At 57.0% G+C, this 21,913-nt stretch carries 14 protein-coding genes; 6 read left to right on the top strand and 8 right to left on the bottom strand.

Annotated features, from left to right (window positions below; all coding sequences use genetic code 11):
• Positions 1-29: 29 nt before the first annotated feature.
• From ACIPR4_RS05160 to ACIPR4_RS05175, 4 genes are all read right to left on the bottom strand, one after another.
• Positions 30-1,025, bottom strand: coding sequence for an efflux RND transporter periplasmic adaptor subunit (locus tag ACIPR4_RS05160; RefSeq protein ID WP_013567598.1), 996 nt, complete (start codon positions 1,023-1,025; stop codon positions 30-32).
• Between the two features lie 7 nt (positions 1,026-1,032).
• Positions 1,033-2,064: a hypothetical protein gene (locus tag ACIPR4_RS05165; protein ID WP_013567599.1), complete on the bottom strand. Its 1,032-nt coding sequence runs from the start codon at positions 2,062-2,064 to the stop codon at positions 1,033-1,035.
• 10 nt (positions 2,065-2,074) lie between these two features.
• Positions 2,075-4,483, bottom strand: a complete 2,409-nt coding sequence (locus tag ACIPR4_RS05170; protein ID WP_013567600.1) for a hypothetical protein — start codon at positions 4,481-4,483, stop codon at positions 2,075-2,077.
• 65 nt (positions 4,484-4,548) lie between these two features.
• A complete protein-coding gene (locus tag ACIPR4_RS05175) occupies positions 4,549-5,787 on the bottom strand; it encodes a hypothetical protein (protein ID WP_013567601.1) in 1,239 nt (412 codons plus the stop codon).
• A gap of 560 nt (positions 5,788-6,347) precedes the next feature.
• Here ACIPR4_RS05175 and ACIPR4_RS05180 point away from each other — a divergent pair.
• The 3 genes from ACIPR4_RS05180 (at position 6,348) to ACIPR4_RS05190 (ending at position 9,541) form a co-directional block, all read left to right on the top strand.
• Positions 6,348-7,031, top strand: a complete 684-nt coding sequence (locus ACIPR4_RS05180; protein ID WP_013567602.1) for a response regulator transcription factor — start codon at positions 6,348-6,350, stop codon at positions 7,029-7,031.
• Complete coding sequence (locus tag ACIPR4_RS05185) at positions 7,028-8,440, top strand: sensor histidine kinase (RefSeq protein WP_013567603.1); 1,413 nt, start codon at positions 7,028-7,030, stop codon at positions 8,438-8,440. Before ACIPR4_RS05180 ends, ACIPR4_RS05185 begins: the two co-directional genes overlap by 4 nt.
• Before the next feature lie 78 nt (positions 8,441-8,518).
• The gene (locus tag ACIPR4_RS05190) at positions 8,519-9,541 is read left to right on the top strand and encodes a YncE family protein (RefSeq protein ID WP_013567604.1); all 1,023 of its coding nucleotides are present in this window, start codon (positions 8,519-8,521) and stop codon (positions 9,539-9,541) included.
• Between the two features lie 57 nt (positions 9,542-9,598).
• Here the strand turns inward: ACIPR4_RS05190 and ACIPR4_RS05195 are convergent, their stop codons facing one another.
• From ACIPR4_RS05195 to ACIPR4_RS05205, 3 genes are read right to left on the bottom strand one after another with little or no spacing between them, the layout of a single operon-like run.
• Positions 9,599-12,706 (bottom strand): efflux RND transporter permease subunit, encoded by a 3,108-nt coding sequence (locus ACIPR4_RS05195; protein ID WP_013567605.1) that lies wholly within the window; start codon positions 12,704-12,706, stop codon positions 9,599-9,601.
• Complete coding sequence (locus tag ACIPR4_RS05200; RefSeq protein ID WP_013567606.1) at positions 12,706-13,977, bottom strand: efflux RND transporter periplasmic adaptor subunit; 1,272 nt, start codon at positions 13,975-13,977, stop codon at positions 12,706-12,708. Before ACIPR4_RS05200 ends, ACIPR4_RS05195 begins: the two co-directional genes overlap by 1 nt.
• Positions 13,977-15,266 (bottom strand): TolC family protein, encoded by a 1,290-nt coding sequence (locus tag ACIPR4_RS05205; protein WP_245536460.1) that lies wholly within the window; start codon positions 15,264-15,266, stop codon positions 13,977-13,979. Before ACIPR4_RS05205 ends, ACIPR4_RS05200 begins: the two co-directional genes overlap by 1 nt.
• Before the next feature lie 339 nt (positions 15,267-15,605).
• Between ACIPR4_RS05205 and ACIPR4_RS05210 the strand changes: the two genes are divergently transcribed.
• Both ACIPR4_RS05210 and ACIPR4_RS05215 read left to right on the top strand, forming a co-directional pair.
• On the top strand, positions 15,606-18,467 hold the full coding sequence (locus ACIPR4_RS05210) for a TonB-dependent receptor (RefSeq protein ID WP_013567608.1): 2,862 nt from the start codon (positions 15,606-15,608) through the stop codon (positions 18,465-18,467).
• 349 nt (positions 18,468-18,816) lie between these two features.
• Positions 18,817-19,518 carry a hypothetical protein gene (locus ACIPR4_RS05215; protein ID WP_013567609.1) on the top strand — a complete coding sequence of 234 codons (702 nt, stop codon included), beginning with the start codon at positions 18,817-18,819 and terminating at the stop codon, positions 19,516-19,518.
• 65 nt (positions 19,519-19,583) lie between these two features.
• On the opposite strand, the gene ACIPR4_RS05220 is transcribed toward ACIPR4_RS05215, so the two are convergent.
• On the bottom strand, positions 19,584-20,741 hold the full coding sequence (locus tag ACIPR4_RS05220; RefSeq protein ID WP_013567610.1) for a redoxin domain-containing protein: 1,158 nt from the start codon (positions 20,739-20,741) through the stop codon (positions 19,584-19,586).
• A gap of 129 nt (positions 20,742-20,870) precedes the next feature.
• On the opposite strand from ACIPR4_RS05220, the gene mgrA reads away from it, so the two are divergent.
• Positions 20,871-21,896 carry an L-glyceraldehyde 3-phosphate reductase gene (gene mgrA / locus ACIPR4_RS05225; protein WP_013567611.1) on the top strand — a complete coding sequence of 342 codons (1,026 nt, stop codon included), beginning with the start codon at positions 20,871-20,873 and terminating at the stop codon, positions 21,894-21,896.
• Positions 21,897-21,913: the final 17 nt, after the last annotated feature.

The following is a 21,913-nucleotide window of genomic DNA, read 5'->3' on the forward strand; positions in this document are numbered from 1 at the left end:
GCGAGCTTCCGAGCTCGCGTTTTTATTTGCTACTTGCCAACCTGGGAGCTGGCATAGTTGGAGAAGTCTTGCCAAGCCTGGGCCGCGACCGTAATGTGCAGCGAGGCCAGCGCGGTGTTCGTGGCCTGGATGGTCTGGGCCTGGGCAAGCTGCGTGGTGACGAGATTCATGCGATTCGCCATGTTGTTCATGGAGCCGAGCAGGACGCTGCCAGCCTGATCGGACGCAGCAGCGCTGGATCGAAGGCCAGAGAGGGTCTTGTCGGTGCTATCGATTGAGCCGTTGATCCGACTCTTGAAGCCGTTGAACTGGTCCCAGGCATTGCCGGAACAGGGCTGACTGTCGATGAACTGCTGCATCTTTGTCAGCTCCTGATTGACGTTGGTGGCAAAGCTGGTCTTCTGCTGAGCGAGGATGTCCTGATTCCGATTCTGTTGCTGAAGGTAGGCCGCGACCTGGCTCATGAGTCCCTGCACCTGCGTAGAACTTGAGCCGATCTGACGGGAGATGGCGGTGAGTTGGGCCTGTACCGTCTGCCGTCGTTGCGTGACCGTGGCGGGATCGAGCCTGGGCAGATCGGTTTGCAGCTGAGTGACCTGCGAGGAGGCCTGCTGCAGGGAGGAGTTAATGGTGGTCACGGTAGCGACCCAGCTTCGGAATTGATTTTGAAAGTATGAGGTAAAGGAAAGGCTGCTCTGCTGCTGGGCGGAGAGTAGCCGGTCCATAGAGGGTTTCCACGAGGCAAAGTTGACGTCGTAGGTGAAGTGACGGTCGTAGAGACAGATACCAATGAAACAGCTGTAGGAGCATTTAACATCGACGTGCCCTGGGCCGAAGAAAAGGCCGGAGAGTTGGGCACGACTCGCGCCGATGGCGGCATCGAGTTGCGAGAGCTTGGTGACGGAATCCCTGGCCGGGCCGAAGTTGTAGTCCTGCGTCTGAAGGGAACCGGTAGATACCGCAAGCAGGGACACAACGCAAGAATTGCGGAGGCGTCGAAGATTCCGAGAGCGAAGAGCGTTCATGGGCGCCTCAGGAGTTGGAGGTGAGCGACGTCTGCATGAACTGTTGAGACGCTGCCGTCACGGCTTTCCAGAAGGTGATGCGGGCAGGGAGACCGAGAGCCTTCGAGAGCCAGGTGATATCGGATAGCTGATCTTTGTTGGAGATGCGTGTGATCTCGGAGAGCTCAGACGCGACGCCGGTCAGGGAGTCCTGCAGAAGGGCCAGGCGAGAGTCCATGTCAATGAACGCGGTGAGGGCGTTGTTCGCAAGCGGAAAGAAGTCGCCAAGGTCGTGGGTGAACTGTTTGCGAGCCGCAAGCAGCTTCGTCCTGGAGTTGAGGTCGTCCTGTAGTTGGGCAAGGGCTTCGGGTTTGGGACGGTCCAGGGGGTTCCAGCCGGTGGCCTTCTTGTGCATCTCTGCCAGTTGCGCGGACGCGCGTGTGAGCGCGCCCTGCAGGGCGCCGATCTGCTGGTTCGCATCATTCGCAAGACTGGTGGCCGCGATGCTCTGTTGATCCGCTTGCAGCCGAGGACCAAAGGCGGCGAGCTTGTTACGAAGATCGGAGACCTGTGTGGCAGTCTGGAGCGCGGCCTTCACGAGGCCAGCGTTGCCGTTGAAGAGCTGGTCGAGCAGCATGGCACGGTGGGCGGCATCGCCGGAACGAGGCTGGAGCTGAAGTGCAAGGCTATCGAGAGTGAAGCTCACAGTACTTGCGGTGGTCTGGATCTGGGAGCAGAGCCATACGATCCGGGCGTAGATCTCGGAGGGCGGCGTGTTGCTGGTAAGGAGAGAGGGGTTGGTGACGAGCGCTGCTTTCAAGGACGCAGGCGAACCAAACGCTGCCGCGGCACTGGCAATATCGGCGATGGCAGCGACCAGCCTGGTCACATCGCTGGAGTTGTCGAAGCTGCCATAGCGTGCGATGAAGGTGGCCTGGTCTGCAGGGATCGAAGCAGCTTCCTCAAAAAAAGCCAGAATCTGGGAACAATCGGGGACGAGCTGAAACCAGGTGCCAGGGTCTTCTCGTTGAGCGGGTGCAGGAAGGGTGAGAGCAATCATGGGGTCTCCTTCAGTTGCTGTCGCTGGTGCGGTACGAGACGACCAGATCCATGCGCAGGGTGGTCGCGGTGGACGGATCGCCAGAGTTGTTGGACGCAAATTGAGCGGTCCACTGGGTGAAGGGAGTTGGCATCTGGTAGACCTGCGAGTCGATGTCCCACTGGTTATAAACCTTGGCATCCGGGAGGTGATAGGCGTAGCCCTTGCCCAGACCTTTCGTGACGAAGTTGAACGCCTCAGGCGGGCCGAAGCCGTTCTGATAAGAGCCGGAGGTGGAGATGTTGCAGAGGACGTTGCCTTTTTGGTTAGGCGTGACGCCGTCGAGGAAGAAGTTCGCACTGGTAATCCAGATGGCGACATCCCCGTCGTTGGGAAGCACGCCCGCAAGTTGGTCGGTGCCCACGGGGATCGTCCATGTCAGGGTGGGGCCGTTGCCTGCGGTCCCAGGGCTTAAGAGAGCGGAGTCGCCGTGTGTGAGAGCCTGGCCGCTTTTGACGATGGGAAATTTAAGGCTGATCTGAACATTGCTGGATGGGAGGGTGATCTTCTGAGATTGGGGATTGTCGCCGAGAAGCTGGCCGACCCATCCAACGACGCTGGCGAAGATGCCCTTGAGCTGAGCGGCGTTCATGTCCATGTTGACGGCGTAGGGGGGCTTCTGGAAGTAGAGATAGAAGTATGAGTTGCGGTAGTAAGTCCAAGACACGAGCAGCGAACGCTTGATGGAGTTGGAGCGCAGAAGGAGGACGCCCTTGAGAGCGGCGAGCTTTTCCTGGTCGGACGCAGCCTTGGCCTCCAACTGCTCCCAGCGCTCGACGATCGTCGTGGCTGCGGCGATCTGCGCTTTGAGCACCACACCGCGCGCGAGCTGAGAGGCATAGGTGATCATCTTCACGTTGACGGCTTTGCCATACTGGGCGAGGATCTCAAGGCTCGCGAGATACTCATCGGCGGGCTGCTGCACACCTTCGCCGTTGTCCCTCTTAAGCGTTGCGATGCTGAGCTTGGCGCGCACCACGTAGTTGTCCCAGGCAAGACCGGGGTCGATGGTGACGGCGCTGAGGCTGTTCGGCAGAACCGGGATCGTTTTGACGCTCTTGAGAGCTTGCGCCCAGAGGACGGCGCCAGTCTGGAAGGAGGTCATGAGAGACTCCTGCATCTGCGTGAGGAGTTTGGCCTGTTCCAGCATGGAGGTGTCGAGACCGGGCTCCGAGGCGAGGGCGCTGGCGGCGTCGTAAAAGCCTTTGGATGCTTCGGCGAAGCCCTTGACCGAATCGGCCAGACCGTCGGCACTGGGTTCTGCAGCGGCAAGTTTACCGACGGAGACACCCAGAGAGACGATTGAAGTCGCAAGTTTGAAGCAGGCCGTGAGCCAGTCCTGAATGCGCTGCTGCTGGATCGAGTTGATCAGGAGGGCGAAGCGCGAGTGGGCTTCGATCTGCTGGAAGAAGTATTGATCGCCGAGTGTGCCGATGGCGGCGGCAAGGCCATCGATGTTGTCCTGCACCTGCTTGAGCTCGATATTGAGAGGATCGAGTTCGGTATTGGAGACATCGACTAACGTAGCGCTTACATCCTTGACTGCCTGGCTGATGTTGGTGGAGATCGCAAGGGTATTGAGATTGTCCTCGTAGCTCTGGAGTGCGGCCACCAGCACCTCGGACTGGTTCTTGTAGAACGCGGAGGAGAGGACCGGTACGTAGTAGTAGCCAGGAGAAACGTTAAGCGTGACCATCAGAGCTGCGGCCTGACTGTAGAGATCTGCAAAGGCGCCGGGAAGGTCGGCAGCGTCAACGGAGCGAACGCAGGCAATAATCCACTGCAGCATCTGGGACGCAGTCTGGCGGCTGAGATCGTCGGCGTCAGCGAGTAGCGAGGCCGCGGTGAAACCGGCCTGAAAGGCATTGAGCGCCCAGGGACGAGAGATCAGATCGGTGAGATCGGCCACAGCGGGAGTAACCCGTGTTTCGATCTTGCCCTCGGAGTTCAGCGTGTAATAGACGGCTTGTAGCGGTGTCTGCCCATAAGGGATGGCATAGGCGGGCGGCGGCGTTTTCGACACGGGAGTGAGTGCGAAAGTGCCGCCGGTGACGCTGCCGACGATGAACTCGAGGATGCGCGAGTCGCCAGTGGGGGTAACGATAGGAAGGGCTGAGCCCTGCAGCGCGGACACGTCGATGCAGCGGGCGAGAATGGTCACGCCGCGCGCGTCGAGCGTAGGTGCATCGATGACGAGCGTATCGACGAAGAGGGCAAGGCCAGAGGCGCCACCAATCGGAAAACCAGCCATGACCTCAGAGAGATTGACACGAAGGCCAGCATAGACCGTATCGAGGATATTTCCGGTGTCGGGATCTTTGGTTACAGTGAGCGTACTGTAGCCGCTGCATTTGTCGGACAAAAGTTTCCAATCGATCATCACGAAATTGCTCCGAAGTGGCGAAGTTGGCGAGAGGTGCGTGTGCGCCTCTCGCCGGGTTGCGGTTAGGCGATCTTCTGTCCGTAATTGGTGCTGAAGTTGTACGTGACAAGAGAGTTGGAGGTGTACTGCTGTGTGGTGGCCGAGATGGCCTGCCACTTGGACTGTGCATCGCCAATCTTGAGAGTCTGCATGACCCAGCTGTAGTCGGCGAGTTGGGCATCGGAGAAGTTGTTGGCGATGAAGGCCAGGTTCAATGCAGCGGTGTTGAACGTTCCCTCGACGGTCTCAAGGCTGGACTTGAAGGTTCCCAGGGCGGGAGCAACGAGACCGATTTTTCCGTTGAAGCCGCTGAGGTCGGTCACAAGGTTCGTCTTTTGCTGGATCTGCCCGCGCTCGGTAGCGATCTGGTCCATGAGGTCGTTGTAGGCCTTTTTCTCCAGGGCTGCGGCGACTCCGAGACCGACTCCAAGACCGACTGCAACCGGCCAAGCCAGACCGAAGCTCAGAATCATGATTCCGACCGAAGTGGTGACGGCCGCAATCGTGTAGTCGCGCCAAAGTTTGTACGCGTTGTCGGCGGCCGGTTGCAGGTTGTTGTTGATGTCGTCCGTCATTGTGCCAATCATCGTGTTGGCCTTCTGAAGAAGCGAGGATCCTGAGCCGACGTAGTTAAGAATCTGGGTATTGGCCGCGGTGATGTTGCCGTCGAAGGTGAGCAGCTTGGTCATGAGATTGGAAGTCTGCTGCTGCATCAGGGCCGCCGAGGACGCAAGGCCGCCGGGGCCGTCGAGAATGGCTCTGAGGTTAGCCGCACGTACGGCGGGCGTTCCCGCGTCCGGTCCGATGAGTGGGGCCAGATTCGCGAGAGTGTAGCTGAAGGTACTGGCGGTATTGGAGATCTGGTTGGCCAGCCAGACGATGTTGCCATAGATCTCGGCGGGTGGTGTCTGCGTGAGCAGATACTGCGGGTCCGAGATGATCTTGCTCTTGATGGTGACGGGGCTGCCAAAGACATCGGAGAGTTTACTGACGTCTTTCATCGCGCCGACGGCGCCATCGATAAGACCCTTGTCCGTGGCCGGGAAGTCACCATATTTCGCATTGAAGTCTCCCTGGGTGATGGGCATGGAGAGGGCGAGCTGGATGTAGTTCTGAAGATCGAGCCACTCCTGTGTGAAAAGGAGGAAGCGCGAGGGTGGAGGATTGGTGCCGGGAGGCGGCGGTGCTGTCGAGGTTAGGGTCAAATCGTTTGCGGGTACCAGCGAAGGTCCCGGAACACTGTTCGATTGAGCGGCTGACATGATTGAACCTCCGGCGCCTCAACATCCGCGTCTGACCTTGCGTGTTGACGAATCCGTCAGGAAAGAGGAGACGAATTCATGGGACCATCGCAGGCCAGATCGATTGCAAGGTCACGAAATTTGGTTGGGCCATCACCTTTCTCTCCTTCAAAAGAAAGAGCGAGAGGTGTCTGGAGCGTGTCGATTGCGCGACACCATGAACACTAAGTGAAGTGTTAAGTAAGTTTTGAGGGGGCCCGGTTGGACGCTGTCTTCTTTCCGCATAAAAAAGCGGTGACAACAGTGACTCGGAGAGAACGTTACAAATTCGCGACTGAAGCGGCGTGCCATCTGCCCAGTCTTATCGTGCCGCCTGAGAAGCGACGGCACCGCTCCGCAAGAGTACTCTCAGTCCAGCAAAACGCGCATTATTTTTTTAGGGACACTGTAGAAACCGTTGATATTGCTTTAATCCTTGGCATTTCTCGGACCCAATATCCGTCTAAGGCAATCAATGCCTGCTTCAGCTAGTCTTAAGGCCGCTGTGAGAAGCTCTGAGAGAGCTTTTCCCTGGGACCCCTATGCGCGTGCTTTTAGTTGAAGATGAAATCAGGCTCGCGGAAAATATCGTCGACGCCCTACGAGAGACTGGCCTTGCTGTAGACCACGCTGCGGATGGCAGGCTGGGGCAGGAGCTTGCCCTCCAAGCAAATTACGACGCCATTGTTCTCGACCTGATGCTGCCTGGTAAGAGCGGCCAGGAAGTCCTTCGCGGACTTCGCCATGCAAAGATAAGCACACCGATTTTGATTCTGACGGCACAGGAAGGGAAGGAATCGGTCATTCAATTACTGAACTCCGGGGCGGACGACTATCTGAGTAAACCCTTCGATCTAGGAGAGCTGCTTGCAAGAGTTAAGGCACTGATCCGAAGAGGAAAGGGCACCGCCGATCCGGTCTTGCGTTTCTCAGATGTTGAGGTCGACACCATCCAGCAGATGGTGACCCGGAAGGGAAATCGTCTGGAGCTGTCTCCGACGGAATATCGCATTCTCGAATATCTGGTGCATCGTCCGAGGGCGGTGGTCTCCAAACGAGAGCTTCTGGAACATCTTTACGATTTCGATTGGGAGCATCATTCCAACGTGATCGAGGTTCACATCTCCAATCTACGGCGCAAGTTGAATGTTACGAACGGCGGCCCTGTGATCGAGACGTTGAGGCATCGCGGTTATCGCCTGCATGAAGAGTCGGATGTCCAATGAAAAGACAACATTCTCTTGCGCGAAACATCATCGGAATTGTTCTTCTTCTCGAAACTGTTTCTGCCGTCGCACTTCTTGCGGGAATTATTTTTCACGAACGGCATACCCAGTTATCTGCCTTTGATGCGACCTTGCGTGGGCAGGCCCAGAGTATCGTCGGGGCCGTCCAGGACGCAGAAGATGAAGGCGACAAAATCGTCCTTGTTCCTGGCGACCTGCAACTCCCAAGACGCTCCGTTTATCGCGTTCAAGACGAACGGGGAGAGGTCATCGGGCACGCTGGGAATCTCGAAGGATTGAACGTCCCCACGCAGCCAATCTGGAAAGACTCTGTTGACGGTGTCGAATATCGCTTCATGCAAATGCAGGGACTGCGCACCGTAGACCCAGGACGGCCCGACGGCGGAGTTCACCATACGGTGAACGTGGTGTTCGGGATGCCGGTGGGCCATGTCTGGCACGAAGTGCTTGAAGCCGTACGGTTTTACATCCTGCTCACCGTTCTTTTAATGGCGGTAACCACGGGGATCATGATTTTGACGCTTCGCCGAGCGCTGCATCCTTTAGACGAACTTGCAATCGAAGCCTCGCGCATCGACTCCGGCCGATGGAGCTTTGAAGCACCGAAGAGCGCGCATGATCTGAAAGAGTTGCAGCCATTGGCGATTGGCCTGGAAGCCGCAGTCAATCGTCTGCAGCGCTCGTTCGAGCAACAGAGAAGATTCACAAGCGACGCTGCACACGAGCTTAAAACGGACGTTGCGATTGTGAAGTCTTCGTTGCAACTGCTCTCGATGAAGAAGCGCAGCACGGAGGAGTATGCGCGTGGCCTCGATCTTTGTCTCGACGATTTTCTCCGCCTGGAACGGACCGTGCAGGAGATGTTGACGCTCGCACGTGTAGAGCACGAAGACAATGTGACGTACGTAGTCCCCCAGCCCTGTTCGCTCTCAGAGGTAGTAAAAGATGCCATGCAGCATGCAAGTGCGCTGGCAGAGGTGCGTGGGATTCGCATGAAACTGACGGTCAGCGATTCGCCACTTGTGCGCCTGGATCCCAGAGACGCACTCCTCGTCTGCAGCAATGTTTTGCTCAACGCGCTGCAGCATTCCAATCCGGAATCCGAAATCCTCTTGCATGTGGGGCAATCGCAAGGACAGGCGGAGCTGCTCTGTGAGGATGAAGGGGAAGGAATCAGCGAAGAGGACCTTCCCTACGTCTTCGAGCCCTTTTATCGTGGCGATGCTTCCCGTAGCCGCAAGAGCGGAGGCACGGGCCTTGGTCTTTCGATCTGCCGGGCGATCTGCAAACGTGGCGGAGGCATCATCCATCTAGAGAACCGCGAGGAGGGCGGCGCGATTGTCCGGGTCCTTCTTCCATTGGCTTCATACCCCACAACGACCGCGTGATCTTCATCTCAGGTTAAGGCGGCTCCTGCACACTACGCATTAAGACGGATCCACGAGACCGGTCTCAGGAGACTTTGTATGGGAAGACGTATCGCTCTTTTTTCACTCGCCATGTTTTCAGTTCTGGCAGCCGTTCAGGCCTCAGCGGCCCAGAACTATCACATAATAGATAAGTGGTTGATCGGCGGCCAGGGAAGCTGGGACTATCTGCTTGCCGATTCCGAAGCTCACCTTCTTTATCTCACGCACGGTCCCAGAGTCGAAGTCGTGGATACGCTTACGGGTAAAGCTGTCGGTGCGATCACAGGCTTCAAAAGCACACACGGGATTGCTCTCGACCCGGATGGAAAGACCGGCTACATCAGCGATGGCCAGGGAAACAGCGTTGCCGTCTTCGATCGCAAGAGCTTTGCCGTGATCAAGACTGTGGCGGCAGGCACGAATCCGGATGGCATCGCGTATGAACCAACGACAAAGACTGTATGGGCCTTCAATGGACGCAGCAATGACGCGACGGTCATCGATGCTGCTACAAAACAGGTAATTGCGACGATCAAGCTTCCTGGCAAGCCCGAGTTCCCCCAGGTGGATGGCAAAGGTCATGTCTTCGTCAACATCGAAGATAAGAACAGCATTGTGTTGCTCGATGCTGGCAGTAAAACGGCAACCGCCACGTGGCCGCTTGCCGGATGTGAGTCTCCCTCCGGAATGGCTATCGATCGTGAGCATCACCGTCTATTTTCGGTCTGTGATGGAAAGAAGATGGCCGTTACCGATGCGCTCAGCGGAAAACAGATCGCTCTTGCACCGATCGGAGACGGGCCGGATGCCGCGGGTTACGACAGCAAGAGGCAGCTTGCGTTTAGTTCCAATAGCGATGCAACATTGACCGTGATCGATGCGGCCCATGGTTATAAAGCTGTGGAGACGATTGCAACGCAGAAGGGTGCACGCACGATGAGCTACGACGAGAAGAGCGATCGGATTTATCTCGTGACTGCACAGACTGGTCCAAAACCTGCAGCGACGGTGGAGAATCCTCGTGCCCGGCCTGCTATTGTTCCTGGGACCTTTACGGTTCTCGTGGTGGGACGCAAGTAGTTCGGAGATGCATCGCAGATTGGAAGCACGCATAGAGGGAGAGCGCAAGCTCTCCCTCTATGCGTGTGCGTGCTCGCGTGTGAGAAGAAAGTAAATCACAGGCGTGACGATCAGACTTAGAACCATGGAGATGAGCAAGCCGCCTATGACGGCGATCGCAAGAGGCTGAAGCATCTGCGAACCGGAGCCCAGCGCGAAGGCCAGGGGCAACATGCCGCTGATCGCTGCGGTGGCAGTCATCAGGATGGGACGCAACCGACGCTGTGCCGCGTGGACCATCGCTTCGCGCGCGGGCACACCTTCAGCACGATACCGCTCATCGGCATCCAGTAGGAGAATGCCATTCTTGGCGACGATGCCGATCACCATGATGACTCCCATAAACGATGCGACATTGAAGGTCTTCCCTGTGACGAGAAGCGCGAACACAACTCCTGCAATGGAGAGTACCGACGACGAGAGAATGGCTGTGGGTGCAGAGAAGTTGCGGAACTCTGCGAGCAGTGTCCCAAAGACGAGTGCGAGGGAGAGCAGAAGCACTTTGAGTAGTTCGCTGAAAGACTTTTGCTGCTCCTCGTAGGTGCCGCCGTACTCCACACGAATTGTTGGAGGAAGATGCATGCCTGCGATCGTTTGCTGAACCTTCGCAATCGCTGTGCCGAGATCGGAACCCTCCAGGCGCGCCGTTACGACCACGAGTTGTTGCAGGTTTTCGCGACGGATCTCGTTCTGAGGAGGAAGTTGCTGCATCTGTGCGAGCGAGCCGAGCGTCGCTGTCTTTCCGCTTGAGCTGTTGAAGACGGTGTTTTGGATCGTATCGAGAGACTTGCGTGTTTCGTCTCCAAGACGAACCCGAATCGTATAAGGACGCCCATTCGCAATCAAAGGGTCTGTCGTGGTCACGCCATCGAGAATGGCGGTTGCATCTTCCGCCACTTCTGTCGGTGTGAATCCCATGCGTCCCGCCACCGTGGGATCGATCTGGAAACTCGTGGCCGGTCCGCTGATCGTGTTGTCGATTCCATTCTGAATATCGACGACGCCTTGGATCTTGCCAATCGCCTCGGCAATGCGAGGGCCGAGGGAAGAGAGCAGCGCTGGATCGGTAGCAAAGAGCTTGATCTGGATAGGCTCCGGAGCATTGGACAGATCGCCGATCATGTCCTGAAGTACCTGCGTGAACTCCACGTCGAGTTCAGGCTCTGTTTTTTTGATCTCCGCGCGCGCATCGGCGATGACCTCGTCGATACCACGGTCCCGCGATGTCTTGAGACGTACTGTAATGTCTCCGGTGTTGGCTTCGGTTACAGCAGCCAGGCCCATCTGCAGGCCCGTCCTGCGCGATGTGCTCTGCACTTCGGGCAAGTTGTGTAGGACCTGATCGACATGCGCAAGGACGCGATTCGTTTCTGTAAGAGAACTGCCGGCGGGCATGATGTAGTCGAGGATGAAGCCACCTTCATCCATCTCTGGCAGAAGGTCCGATCCCAGGCTGCGATAAGCGAGGAAAGACCCGGCAACCAGAACTCCGCAAAGTCCGAGGAGTAAGAGCGGCTTGCGGAGAGCCCAGTCCAGGGCGCGTCCATGCCACGTAAGAATGCGGCTCATCCAGCGTCCATGCTCATGTTCTTTTGTTGAACCGTGAGAATTTTCGCCCGCAATCCGATCTTTCAGCAACCACATGCTCAGACCGGGCGTCCATGTCAGTGCCAGAACCAGAGAGGTAAGAAGCGCTGCCGTCATGGTGACGGCGAGGGCCCGAAAGAAACTCCCCGTCACGCCTGTGACCGTAATGAGAGGCAGGAAGACGACGACGGGAGTAATCGTGGAGCCCACCAGCGGGACCATGATTTCCTTGAGTGCCAGTCTTGCGGCTTCGACGCGCGATTCTCCCGCATCGCGATGGAGCACGATATTTTCCACGACGACAATCGCATCATCGATCACAAGACCGATCGCCGCCGCCAGACCGCCGAGGGTCATCAGATTGAAGCTTTCGCCAAGCGCCCAGAGAAGGAGCCCCGTAATCGCAACGGTCACAGGGATAACCAATCCCGCAACGAGCGCCGAACGCCAATCGCCCAGGAAGACGAACAGGATAATGCACGCGAGCACAAGGCCGATCAGGATGGCGTCGCGTACACTCCGTATGCTTTCGCGCACGAGCTCCGATTGATCGTAGTAAGGTGCGAGATGCACGCCCTTAGGTAGTGTCTTGCTGAGCTGTTGGACCGACACTGCAACCGCATCGGCGACAGAGACGGTGTTGCTCGACGGTTGACGCGCGATATTGAGCAGCACTGCTGGTTTACCATCCGCGCTGACAGCGGTGTAAACCGGCATCACCCCCGGCTGGACGGTCGCAACATCGGAGACGCGTACAGCGGCGCCGCCCGAGGTGGTCTTCACCACAAGATGCGCCAGTTGGTCCGCATCGTGAACCTGGGCTCCCACCAGACTGAGCACAAGCTGGTGGTTTTCTTCGTAGAGTCCGGGTGAATCGATGATGTTGGATGCCTGAACCGAGTTTGCGATGTCCAGAATCGTGACGCCAGAGTTTTGCATCCGCGCAAGGTTTGGCACGATATGGAACTCAGGAATCTTTCCGCCCTGAACGGTGACGGTACTCACGCCGAGAACCCGGTTGAGCGGCGGCTTCAACTGGTATGTGGCTAGTTCCCAAAGCTGTGTTTGAGACAACGTATCCGAGGTCAGACTGTAGCCGAGAATCGGAAAGGTTGCGAAGGTCAGGCGGTTCGTCGTGATCGCAGCGGTGGTGGGAAGTGTCTGGCGCACTTTGCTCAATGCAGCATCGACCAGCTGCAACGTGCTGAACATATCGACGTTCCAGGCGAAGAAGAGACTGACCTCTGCCGAGCCGCGACTTGTCGTGGAGCGAACCGTGAGCAGGCCCGGCACAGAGTTGACTGCGTCTTCGATGGGCTTGGTCACCATGACCTGCATCTGTTCAACGGGCATGACGCCGTTGTCCACACCGATCACGACGCGGGGAAAGTTCGTGTCAGGGAAGACCGAGATTGGCACGCGCTGCGAAGCATAGATGCCTGCTACCGAAAGGACAATCAGGAAGAAGAAGATGGGGCCACGAAAACGAGCGAGCCAGAATGAATTGTCTTGCTTAGGCGCAAGAGCAGAATGAGTCATCACTTTGCGTCCTCTTCTGCCGCACCAACTTTGACCTTGGTTCCTTCATCCAGTCCATAAGCCCCCGTTGTGATTACGGCATCATTGGGCGCAATTCCGGTGAGAACCTGGACGTCGGTTCCATCGTTGATGCCAAGTGTGACGGTCTTTTTATGTGCTGCGCCGTCAGCGCCTGCAACCATGACGTATTTACCCGCCTCCTGAGAAGAGAGAATAGCCGTGAGTGGAATCTTCATGGCTTTGGGCACACTGCGTCCCGTGATGGATGTTCTGACCGGCGTGCCCGCCTTGTATCTGCCGTCACGGTTATCCACCTTGAGCCAGACTTCAACGGTTGTGCTTCCGGGATCGAGAGCCGGACTGACAAGGGCGACGGTGGCCTCTACCTTATCGTCGACACCAGGAATCGTAACCGCGGCCTTGTCTCCAAGCGCAAGACGCTGCGCCACGATCTGCGAGAGATGAACTTTCGCCAAAAGACTTGAGGTATCCATCACCGTGATTAAGGTGCTACCGGACGCAACGGTCTCTCCAGGAAAGAGCGGCCTGTCGGTCACCACTCCGTCGATGGGACTTTGGATCTTTGAGTACGAGACCTGCGCTTCTGCGTTCAGATATTTTCCTTTTGCGGAGGTTAATTGCCCCTTCGCTTGATTGAGGGCCGATTGGCGGCTGACATTCTGCAGAGAATGAAGATGATTCATCGCAACATCGTAGGTAGCTTGCGCCTGCACCAGTGCAGCAGCGGCGGTGTCATAATCGCGTCCCGGAATCGCTCCCTCGGTAAACAGCTTCTTGCGCGCTGCTGCGATCTCACCTGCAAGGTTCACCTGGGCCTTCGCCTGGGATACATCGAGCTGGGCTTTGGCGAAGTCCTCAGGTACCTGTGCTTTCGTCTGTGTCTCATACGTTGCTTGGGCCGCTTCGAACTGCCCCTGGTTATCGAGCGCCGTTGCGGCAAGATCTCGATTTTCAAGAATGGCCAGCAGTTGGCCCTTCTTCACATGCGCCCCGCGCTGTACGAAGAACTGATGCACGGGAGCCGTAATCTTCGGAGAGATCGACGCCTGTGCCAGTGGCGAGAGCGTAGCATCGGCGGCAATCTGTTCCGCGATCTCACCCATCTCTGGCTTCTCCGCTTGCACGGTCACGAGGGTTGTCGTGTCACTGCTGTCTGCCGCTTTTTTACATCCACTGAAGAGGGCCAGAGGTACACAGAAGGCAAGGAGAGTTGCACATTTGACGCGAAAGGTCGGTGTCATCTCTGTCATTACAGGGTTCCTGTCAGAAGTTGGAGGTTCGCCAGTGCGCTCTCATAACGGGAGAGGCCATCGGCCTGGGATGTCTGCGCGGTGAGGAGTGTGGTCTGCGCGTCGACTACTTCAAGAGCGGTTGCTTCACCCGCCGTATAGCGAAGGCGCGTGAGCCGAAGACTTTCAGTGGCTGTACGAACGTTGAGGTCGAGCAGATCAAGCTGATCATGTGCCGTCGCAGCCTCCGCGTAGGCTTCTTCCAGCGTGGCGACGAATCTTCGCTGGGCCGCAGAGAGAGTCACACGCGCAACCGTGCGACGAATCTCACTCTGCTTCACTCTCTTCTGCGTGGAAAACCAATCCCACACCGGAATATCGAGAGTGGCGCTCATCGAATATCCAAGATTGTTCACGCCAGCGTCCCCACGCCTGGCAAATTGCGGAGCATCGATACCGTAGGTAAAGTTCAGGCCTAGATCCGGTAAATAGGCCGCCTTTGCGGTTAGCACATCGGCGTCCGCGACCCTCATCGAAGCCAGCGCGCTTTTGATCTCGGGGCTGCTCGCGCCTGCGGCTGCAATCATTTCAGCGCGCGTTGGAATAGCTTTCGGGGCGTTTGGAGCCATCGTCTCATAGGAAGTTCGAGGATCGGAGAAGAGTAAAACACCTAATTCCAGCTTGGCCTTGGCCGTAGCCACGGTCGCATCCATCAGATCGCGTTGCCGAAGTTGTTGCTGCAACTGTGCCTTGAGCACGTCGGCAAGAGCAACCTCGCGTGCACTCTCTCGTTTCTGCGTCTGATCCGCGAAGTCCTGCGACTCCTTCAATGCCTCTTCCAGGAGAGAGAGTTTGCGGTTAGCATTGGCTAATCCGTAATAAAGACTCACGACCGCTGCAAGAAGACCTCGGCGCGCTATCTCCAACTCAGCAGCGGAACGAGCCGCATTGGCATCTGCGGTATGAATCGCAGCGAATTGCTTGAGACCGATCGTCTCATTGATCGAAGCCTGGCTCGCGTACTCGTGGACGGCGTTGTTGGCAATGAAGATCGGAGAGGGTTGCGTTCCAGCCTGCCCACCCTGATTGGTCTGTCCATTCGGTTGGGTATAGAGAATCTGATTGTGATACAGCGCGGTTGGCAGAAGGGCCGCCTTTGCCAGATATTGGTCGACGCCCGCAGACTTGCGGTCCGCGACGGCCGCAGCGAACGCAGGTTCATTCTGCTGCGCGCGGTGAATTGCTTCGCCCAGGCTGACGATAAGCGTTGTGTCGGCGGCGATGGAATTCTGTGCACGCAGTCCATCCATCCTGGTAAACGCCAGAAGCAGGCAAAGGAAAGTCGTGCGCGAAAGGAATGTTCCCCTGGGGAGATGGATCATACCTGGAGCTTATCGCTTCAACCTTAAGGCGAACTGAATGACCATTCGGACGGCAATTTGCCCTTTGGGGCCGCAGGCCGGGCTGCCGGGAGCTTACGTTCCGTGCTGCATGGTCTTGCGCAACGCAATCCGCGTGTCTATATCGCCCTTGGTTCTTTGAGGATGGTTTCTATTCAACTCCGTCTCCAGACGGAGCTCAATATTCCCGAATCGGCAAAAATAATTTATAAAAAAATACTCTGACCACCTAACCCTCCATGAGGACGTGTGTCCAATGGATATCGCACGAAGCCGATTTTGTATGAGGTGGTTGTCCTGAACCGTCACAGAATCACCATGTTTCTCTGTGCTCTGCTCTCCGCGTGGCTTCCCGGGTGCCTATGGCCGGAGACGCTCGAACCTCCCGTGGCCAACGCGCTTTCGGGAAACGTCGTGGATCCTTCCACGGCGCGGGTCGCTGGCGCTCTGGTCCTGCTCACGGGCGACGCGACGAAAGAAGCGACGACCGATGCGTCCGGTCACTTTAGCTTTAGTCTTTCGCCGGGTAAATACCATCTGGTCATCGGCGCGTCGGGGTTTCAGACCGTCGAGCTGGATGAATTGGTCAGTGATAAGCCTCTCCCTGTGCTTACCGTGCCGCTGCCGATCGCAACCGAGAGCGAAGTCGTCTCCGTTAATGCCGCTGATGGGGCCAGCACTAGCGCCGATACCAACGCCACCGCGCTCGTCTTCAAAAAGGAACAGCTCGACATGCTCTCCGACAACGACGCCACCCTCCAGCAGCAGCTCCTGGCGCTGGCAGGCGGCGACGGCGAACATCCGCCGCAGGTCTATATCGACGGTTTTACCGGTGGCAGATTTCCGCCCAAAAGCTCCATTCGTGAAATCCGCATCAACCAAAACCCTTACTCGGCACAGTACGACGATCTCGGCTTTGGACGCGTGGAAGTCTTTACCAAACCCGGAAGCGACAAGTGGCACGGCTCCTTCCAGACGCAGGGCAACGACCGTTCTTTCAACTCGCGCAACCCCTTCGCCGGTGTTCAGCCCGAATACCACACGCTCTATCTGGACGGAAACGTCAGCGGCCCACTCAACAAGAAGACTTCGCTCTTTCTCGGCGGCACGTATAACGATCTGCAGAACAACACCGTCATCAACGCCTTTACGCTCGACAGCAATCTCGCGCAAACATCGTTCTCGCAGGCCGTCCCGGATCCTCAGACCAGCAAAACCTTTTCCGCGCGTCTTGATCGCCAGCTCACGACGAATAACACCTTCCTCGCGCGCTACGAGTACAACCAAGTGCTCGCGACCAACGGCGGCGTCGGTCAGCTCGTCCTCGCCAGCGAGGGTTACAACAACTCCACCACCACCCAAACCCTCCAACTCGGCAATACGCAGGTCATCGGCGCGCATCTGATCAGCGAAACGCGCTTCCAATATATCCGTACACGCCTGCAGCAAAACGCCATCGACAGCACGGCCTCCATCGTCGTGCAGGGCGCTTTCTCCGGCGGCGGATCTCCTACGCAAAACCAGAGCGACAACCAGGACCGTTACGAGTTCCAGCAATACGTCTCCTGGACGCACGGGAAACATTTCCTGCGGGGAGGAGCGCGCTACCGCCTGCTGCGTGACGCGAACGTCTCTTCGGCAAACTACAACGGCCAGTTCACTTTCCCCGACCTTGACACGTACCAGAAGACACTGCAGGGAATCGCCAACGGTCTAACCCCGGCGCAGATCAGGGCCAACGGCGGCGGCGCCAGCCAGTTCAGTCTTACCGCAGGACAGCCCACCGCTACCATCCTTACGGGTAACGTCGGCATCTACGCCGAAGACGAGTGGCAGCTCCGCAAGGACTTCACCGTAGACCTCGGTTTCCGCTTCGAGTCCCAATCCGCCATACCGGATCACGTTGATCCCGCTCCGCGCATCGGCTTTGCCTGGGCTGTCCATCAGGGCGACAAGCACCCCGCGTGGATGACGATCCGGGGAGGCTACGGAATCTTTTACGACCGCTTCCAACCCACCAACCTGCTCACCGCCAATCGTCAGAATGGCATAAGCCAGACCTCGTACTTCGTGCAGTCGCCGGACTTCTACCCCACCATCCCCGCGCCCTCTTCGCTTACAGGCGTGCCCCCCACCATCTATCGTTTGGCGTCGAATCTACGCGTACCGTACGCCTTGATCGCAGGCATCTCGGCGGAACGCAACTTCGGCAAAATCGGTACTGTCTCTGCCATGTACCTCAATATCCACGGCGTCCACGAAAATCTTTCCAGGAACGTCAACGCACCCCTTCCGGGCACCTACGACCCCGCCGTCCCCACCAGCGGGGTGCGTCCCCTGGGAGGTTCGCAGAACATCTATCAATTTTCCACGGATGGTGTCAGCCGCGGCAATCTGTTGATCGTGCGCGCCCAGCTCAATCCCGCCAAATGGGTCAATGTCTGGGCGTTCTATCTTAACCAGCACGCCAACTCGGACTTCGGTATTGGTTCCACCTTTGTCTCCAACTCCTACAACGTAGGCGCGGATTACTCCCGCGCTCCATGGAACATCACCAATCGTTTCTTCGGCGGCGGATCCTTCAAGCTACCCTACGGTTTTTCCATTGAAACTTTCCTCATTGCGCGCGGAGGTCGTAACTTCAATATCACCACTGGCGCCGACAATAACGGCGATACCATTTACAACGACCGCCCCGCCTTTGCCACGGACCTCACCCGTTCCTCTGTCGTTCACACCTCTCTCGGCAACTTCGACACCGATCCACTTCCATCACAGACCATCGTCCCCAGAAACTACGGCAACGGTCCCAGCTATATTTCGCTGCAACTCTCCATCTCCAAGGGCTTCAAGTTCGGCCCTCGGCCTCCTGCCCCTCCACCCGATCCAGCCGCAAAAAAGGGAACCCCACCGCCCGGCAAACCCGATCCACCCTTCGAGTTCGGCTTCTCTGCGGAGGCGCAGAACATCTTCAACCGTGTCAACGCCGGCGTACCTATCGGCATCGTGACCTCTAGCCTTTTCGGGAAATCCAACTCGCTTGAAGGCGGGTTCTTCGACAACTCCGCCGCCAATCGTACGATCAACCTCCGCACCTACTTCCGCTTCTAGCTCGTTTATTTCTCAGACCACGCAAGTGGCGCTCATCAGGTGAAGGATGTCGGACTTACCAATTTGGTAGGTGATGGCTTGCCCCGGCATGGAGGCGGCCATCGTCCTCGTTGCGGGACGTTCCCCTCATCCGATCGACTCTATCTCACAAAGGGCCGCAGCTCATCATGTACGCGCGGGTGAAACCCACGCGGGGGAATAAATAACAGGGCTGGGGTGTCTCATAGAAGGCTCTACGTAAAGAGAGATGGAGCATACTCACGTCGCTTTCCCTGCGAACGGTACTCCCTCTTATTGCTTAGATCACTAACTAGCGATACGTTGCCATCCAGGCGACTTGAAGGAATTTGTGACAGCGAAACGCACGAGCATCTTGGAACAATATTTTTATCTCTTCATGTCATTCTTGATTGCAGTCGTTGTTATCTATGGCTTCAGTCATACTATCGATCGAAATCTGTTACACCCCAGTTTTCAGCCTCCGTGGATCCTCTACCTGCACTCGTTTGTCTTCTCGGCATGGGTGCTCTTCTTCATCTTGCAATCAGCTCTTGTACGTTCTCGCAATTTGCTTTTGCATCGTACGCTGGGTTGGGTTGGAGTTGGCCTGGGAGTTGCTATCGTCGTCCTCGGCTACACGACGGCAATTACCATGGGCAGGTTGTCTCTTCAGCATCGAATTCCATTCCCGTTCGCATCTTTTCTCATCGTTGCAATACTGGACCTGGTCTGCTTTGCAGTTCCGTTCGTTCTGGCAATTTACTGGCGCAGACGATCTGATTTTCATCGTCGTCTTATGCTGATCGCCTCATGTGCACTTTTGGAAGCAGCCTTCGGGCGCATTCCGATTTCGCGCATCTTTCTTGCACCCGTTGGTGTGGATCTGTTGATTCTCTTGGGTGTGGTTCGGGACGTTATCGTGGATCGCCGCATCCACAAGGTCTACCTCTATGCTCTTCCGGCAATGATTTTGTTGCAGGTTATCGCGGAGTACACGTTCGTTCACCAATCCCCATGGTGGACCGGGATCGGCAACTACCTTTTACGATGATGCAGTGGTCTGACCCATCGTTTGGACCAGATGAGAAATGCGTACCCGTCAGATTCGGAATGAAGTTAGTCCGTCTTCCAGTACTTATTGAAGCCGATATAGTCCGAAGGCAGGTTGGCCAGAATCGTTCGTCGCAGCTCCAGCAGGTCGACAGGGCCCATTTTTTTGTAAAGCACTTTTCCATCCCCAGACAGAAGCACCGTATATGGAACCGCCGAGTCCCACTTGGGATCGAAGGCAGTCTGTAGCACTGCCGTATCCGAGGAATCGAAGAGCAGATTGCGGCTCGTCGCATGCTTCTTCTCCAGCAGACGAAGGACAGAGGCCTTTTCGTCCGGCATATTCGCGGAGACGGTCACAAGCGAAAATTCACGATCCCCGTACATGCGCAGAAGGTCCTGCAAATCGGCAAACTCCACAATGCAGGAGCCGCACCACGTTGCCCAGAAATCAACCAGCATCATCTGATGCGTAGGATTGGTGCGTAGCTTTGCCAGCTCTGCCTTCGACACCGGCTCCACATGAACTGGCTGCGCTTCGATCTTTTGCAGGGCCGCCGCGCGTGCCGCAGACTTTTCCGCCCATTTGGTGGAGCAGCCAAAGGTGCCGGTGTGTTTCACGACGACCTCCTTGCCCGAGAGAAGAGCGTCGATCGCGTTGCGCGCATCGTTCGTCTTGACCATCTCCGTCCGGTAGCTATTATCCATGCGGCCTTCGTAGCGTAGCTTGCGCTGCCTGTCGAAGATGAAGACATGCGGCGTAGCCTGGGGTCCATAAGCACGCGCTACCTGCTGCGTGTCGCCGTCGTAGAGGTAGGGGTAGGTTAGGTGCTTGTACTGCACGCGAATCTTCATCTCCGGTAGCGTGTCGCTCACATCGGAGGAGTCGAGTTCATCGATACGAATGGCCTTCGGATCGTTCGGCTGAATGGCAACGACGGAGACACCCTTCGTCTTGTAGTCATTGAAGAGCTGCTGAATGCGCTGCTCATACATCTGTGCAATCGGACAGTGATTGCAGGTGAAGACGACAACAAGCACGTGGCTGGCAGCATAATCGCTCAGCTTGTGCACCTTGTCATCCACTCCTGGAAGCGCAAACTCAGGAGCCGAAGCTCCGAGCGGCAAAATGGGATGCTCTTCCGCGGAGGCCATAATGCAGAATGCAAAGCAGGCCAGAAGAAGTACGCAAATCCTTTTCAGTTTTCCCTCGAACTCTTTCAACGGAGCTCTCCTCTTTTGCCGAATCGAAGCCTTGGCGGGATTCTACTTCCGCGTGGCAGAGATCGTCGACTCGTTGCATGCTCGGTCGTGCCTAAAATGAGATTCAGGTCTTCCAATCAGGAGCGTGTCATGGCGTACGAACCAAATGCGAAGCGGTATGAGGGTGTGGAATACCGGAGATCGGGACAGAGTGGCCTGGTGCTTCCGCCGGTCTCTCTGGGGCTGTGGCAGAACTTCGGCGGGTCAGATGTCTTCGAGACAGGTCGCGCCGTGGTGGGTCGTGCCTTCGACCGTGGCGTGACCCACTTTGACCTCGCGAATAACTACGGCCCTCCCTACGGATCGGCAGAGGAGAACTTCGGCGAGATCGTCCGGAAGGATTTTCAGGCCTACCGCGACGAACTCATCATCTCCTCCAAGGCCGGCTGGGATATGTGGCCCGGGCCGTACGGCATCGGGGCATCGAAGAAGTATCTGGTCGCTTCTCTGGATCAGAGCCTCAAACGCATGGGGCTGGAGTATGTGGATATCTTTTATGCGCATCGACCCTGGCCTGAAGTTCCCCTGGAAGAAACCATGGGCGCGCTGGCGCAGATCGTGCGGCAGGGCAAGGCCCTCTACGTCGGAATCTCCTCCTACAGCCCGGAACGCACGCGCAAAGCACACGAGATCCTGAAATCGGAGGGGATAAGACTTCTCATCCATCAGCCGTCCTACTCCATGCTGAATCGCCATATCGAGGACGGCCTGCTGGATACTCTGGAAGATCTCGGCGTCGGCTGCATCGCCTTTTCGCCGCTGGCGCAGGGTCTTTTGACCGACAAATATCTCAAGGGCGTCCCGGACGACGCACGCGCCGGACAGGACGCCAGCTTCAAAAAGAACTTTCTGAGCGACCAAAATCTGGAAAACGTTCGTGCATTGCACGGAATCGCCGAACGCCGTGGCCAGAGCCTCGCCCAGATGGCGATTGCCTGGGTCCTGCGCGATCCCCGCGTGACCTCCGCGCTCATCGGTGCCCGCAATGTGGCCCAGCTGGACGATTCTCTGGATGCGCTAAAGTGTTCCGCGTTCTCTGCCGATGAACTGATTGAGATCGATCGCTATGCCGTGGAGGGAGGCATCGACTTGTGGCGTTCGGTATCGACGCTATAGGCCGAGCTTTCTGAGCC

This window comes from Terriglobus saanensis SP1PR4, assembly GCF_000179915.2.
Lineage (GTDB): Bacteria > Acidobacteriota > Terriglobia > Terriglobales > Acidobacteriaceae > Terriglobus > Terriglobus saanensis.

Coding starts and splice junctions, on each gene's coding strand:
- ACIPR4_RS05185 (WP_013567603.1), top strand. CDS start 7,028: ATGAAAAGACAACATTCTCTTGCGCGAAACATCATCGGAATTGTTCTT.
- ACIPR4_RS05195 (WP_013567605.1), bottom strand. CDS start 12,706: ATGACTCATTCTGCTCTTGCGCCTAAGCAAGACAATTCATTCTGGCTC.
- ACIPR4_RS05165 (WP_013567599.1), bottom strand. CDS start 2,064: ATGATTGCTCTCACCCTTCCTGCACCCGCTCAACGAGAAGACCCTGGC.
- mgrA (WP_013567611.1), top strand. CDS start 20,871: ATGGCGTACGAACCAAATGCGAAGCGGTATGAGGGTGTGGAATACCGG.
- ACIPR4_RS05175 (WP_013567601.1), bottom strand. CDS start 5,787: ATGTCAGCCGCTCAATCGAACAGTGTTCCGGGACCTTCGCTGGTACCC.
- ACIPR4_RS05205 (WP_245536460.1), bottom strand. CDS start 15,266: ATGGATGGACTGCGTGCACAGAATTCCATCGCCGCCGACACAACGCTT.
- ACIPR4_RS05190 (WP_013567604.1), top strand. CDS start 8,519: ATGGGAAGACGTATCGCTCTTTTTTCACTCGCCATGTTTTCAGTTCTG.
- ACIPR4_RS05170 (WP_013567600.1), bottom strand. CDS start 4,483: ATGATCGATTGGAAACTTTTGTCCGACAAATGCAGCGGCTACAGTACG.
- ACIPR4_RS05180 (WP_013567602.1), top strand. CDS start 6,348: ATGCGCGTGCTTTTAGTTGAAGATGAAATCAGGCTCGCGGAAAATATC.
- ACIPR4_RS05160 (WP_013567598.1), bottom strand. CDS start 1,025: ATGAACGCTCTTCGCTCTCGGAATCTTCGACGCCTCCGCAATTCTTGC.
- ACIPR4_RS05200 (WP_013567606.1), bottom strand. CDS start 13,977: ATGACAGAGATGACACCGACCTTTCGCGTCAAATGTGCAACTCTCCTT.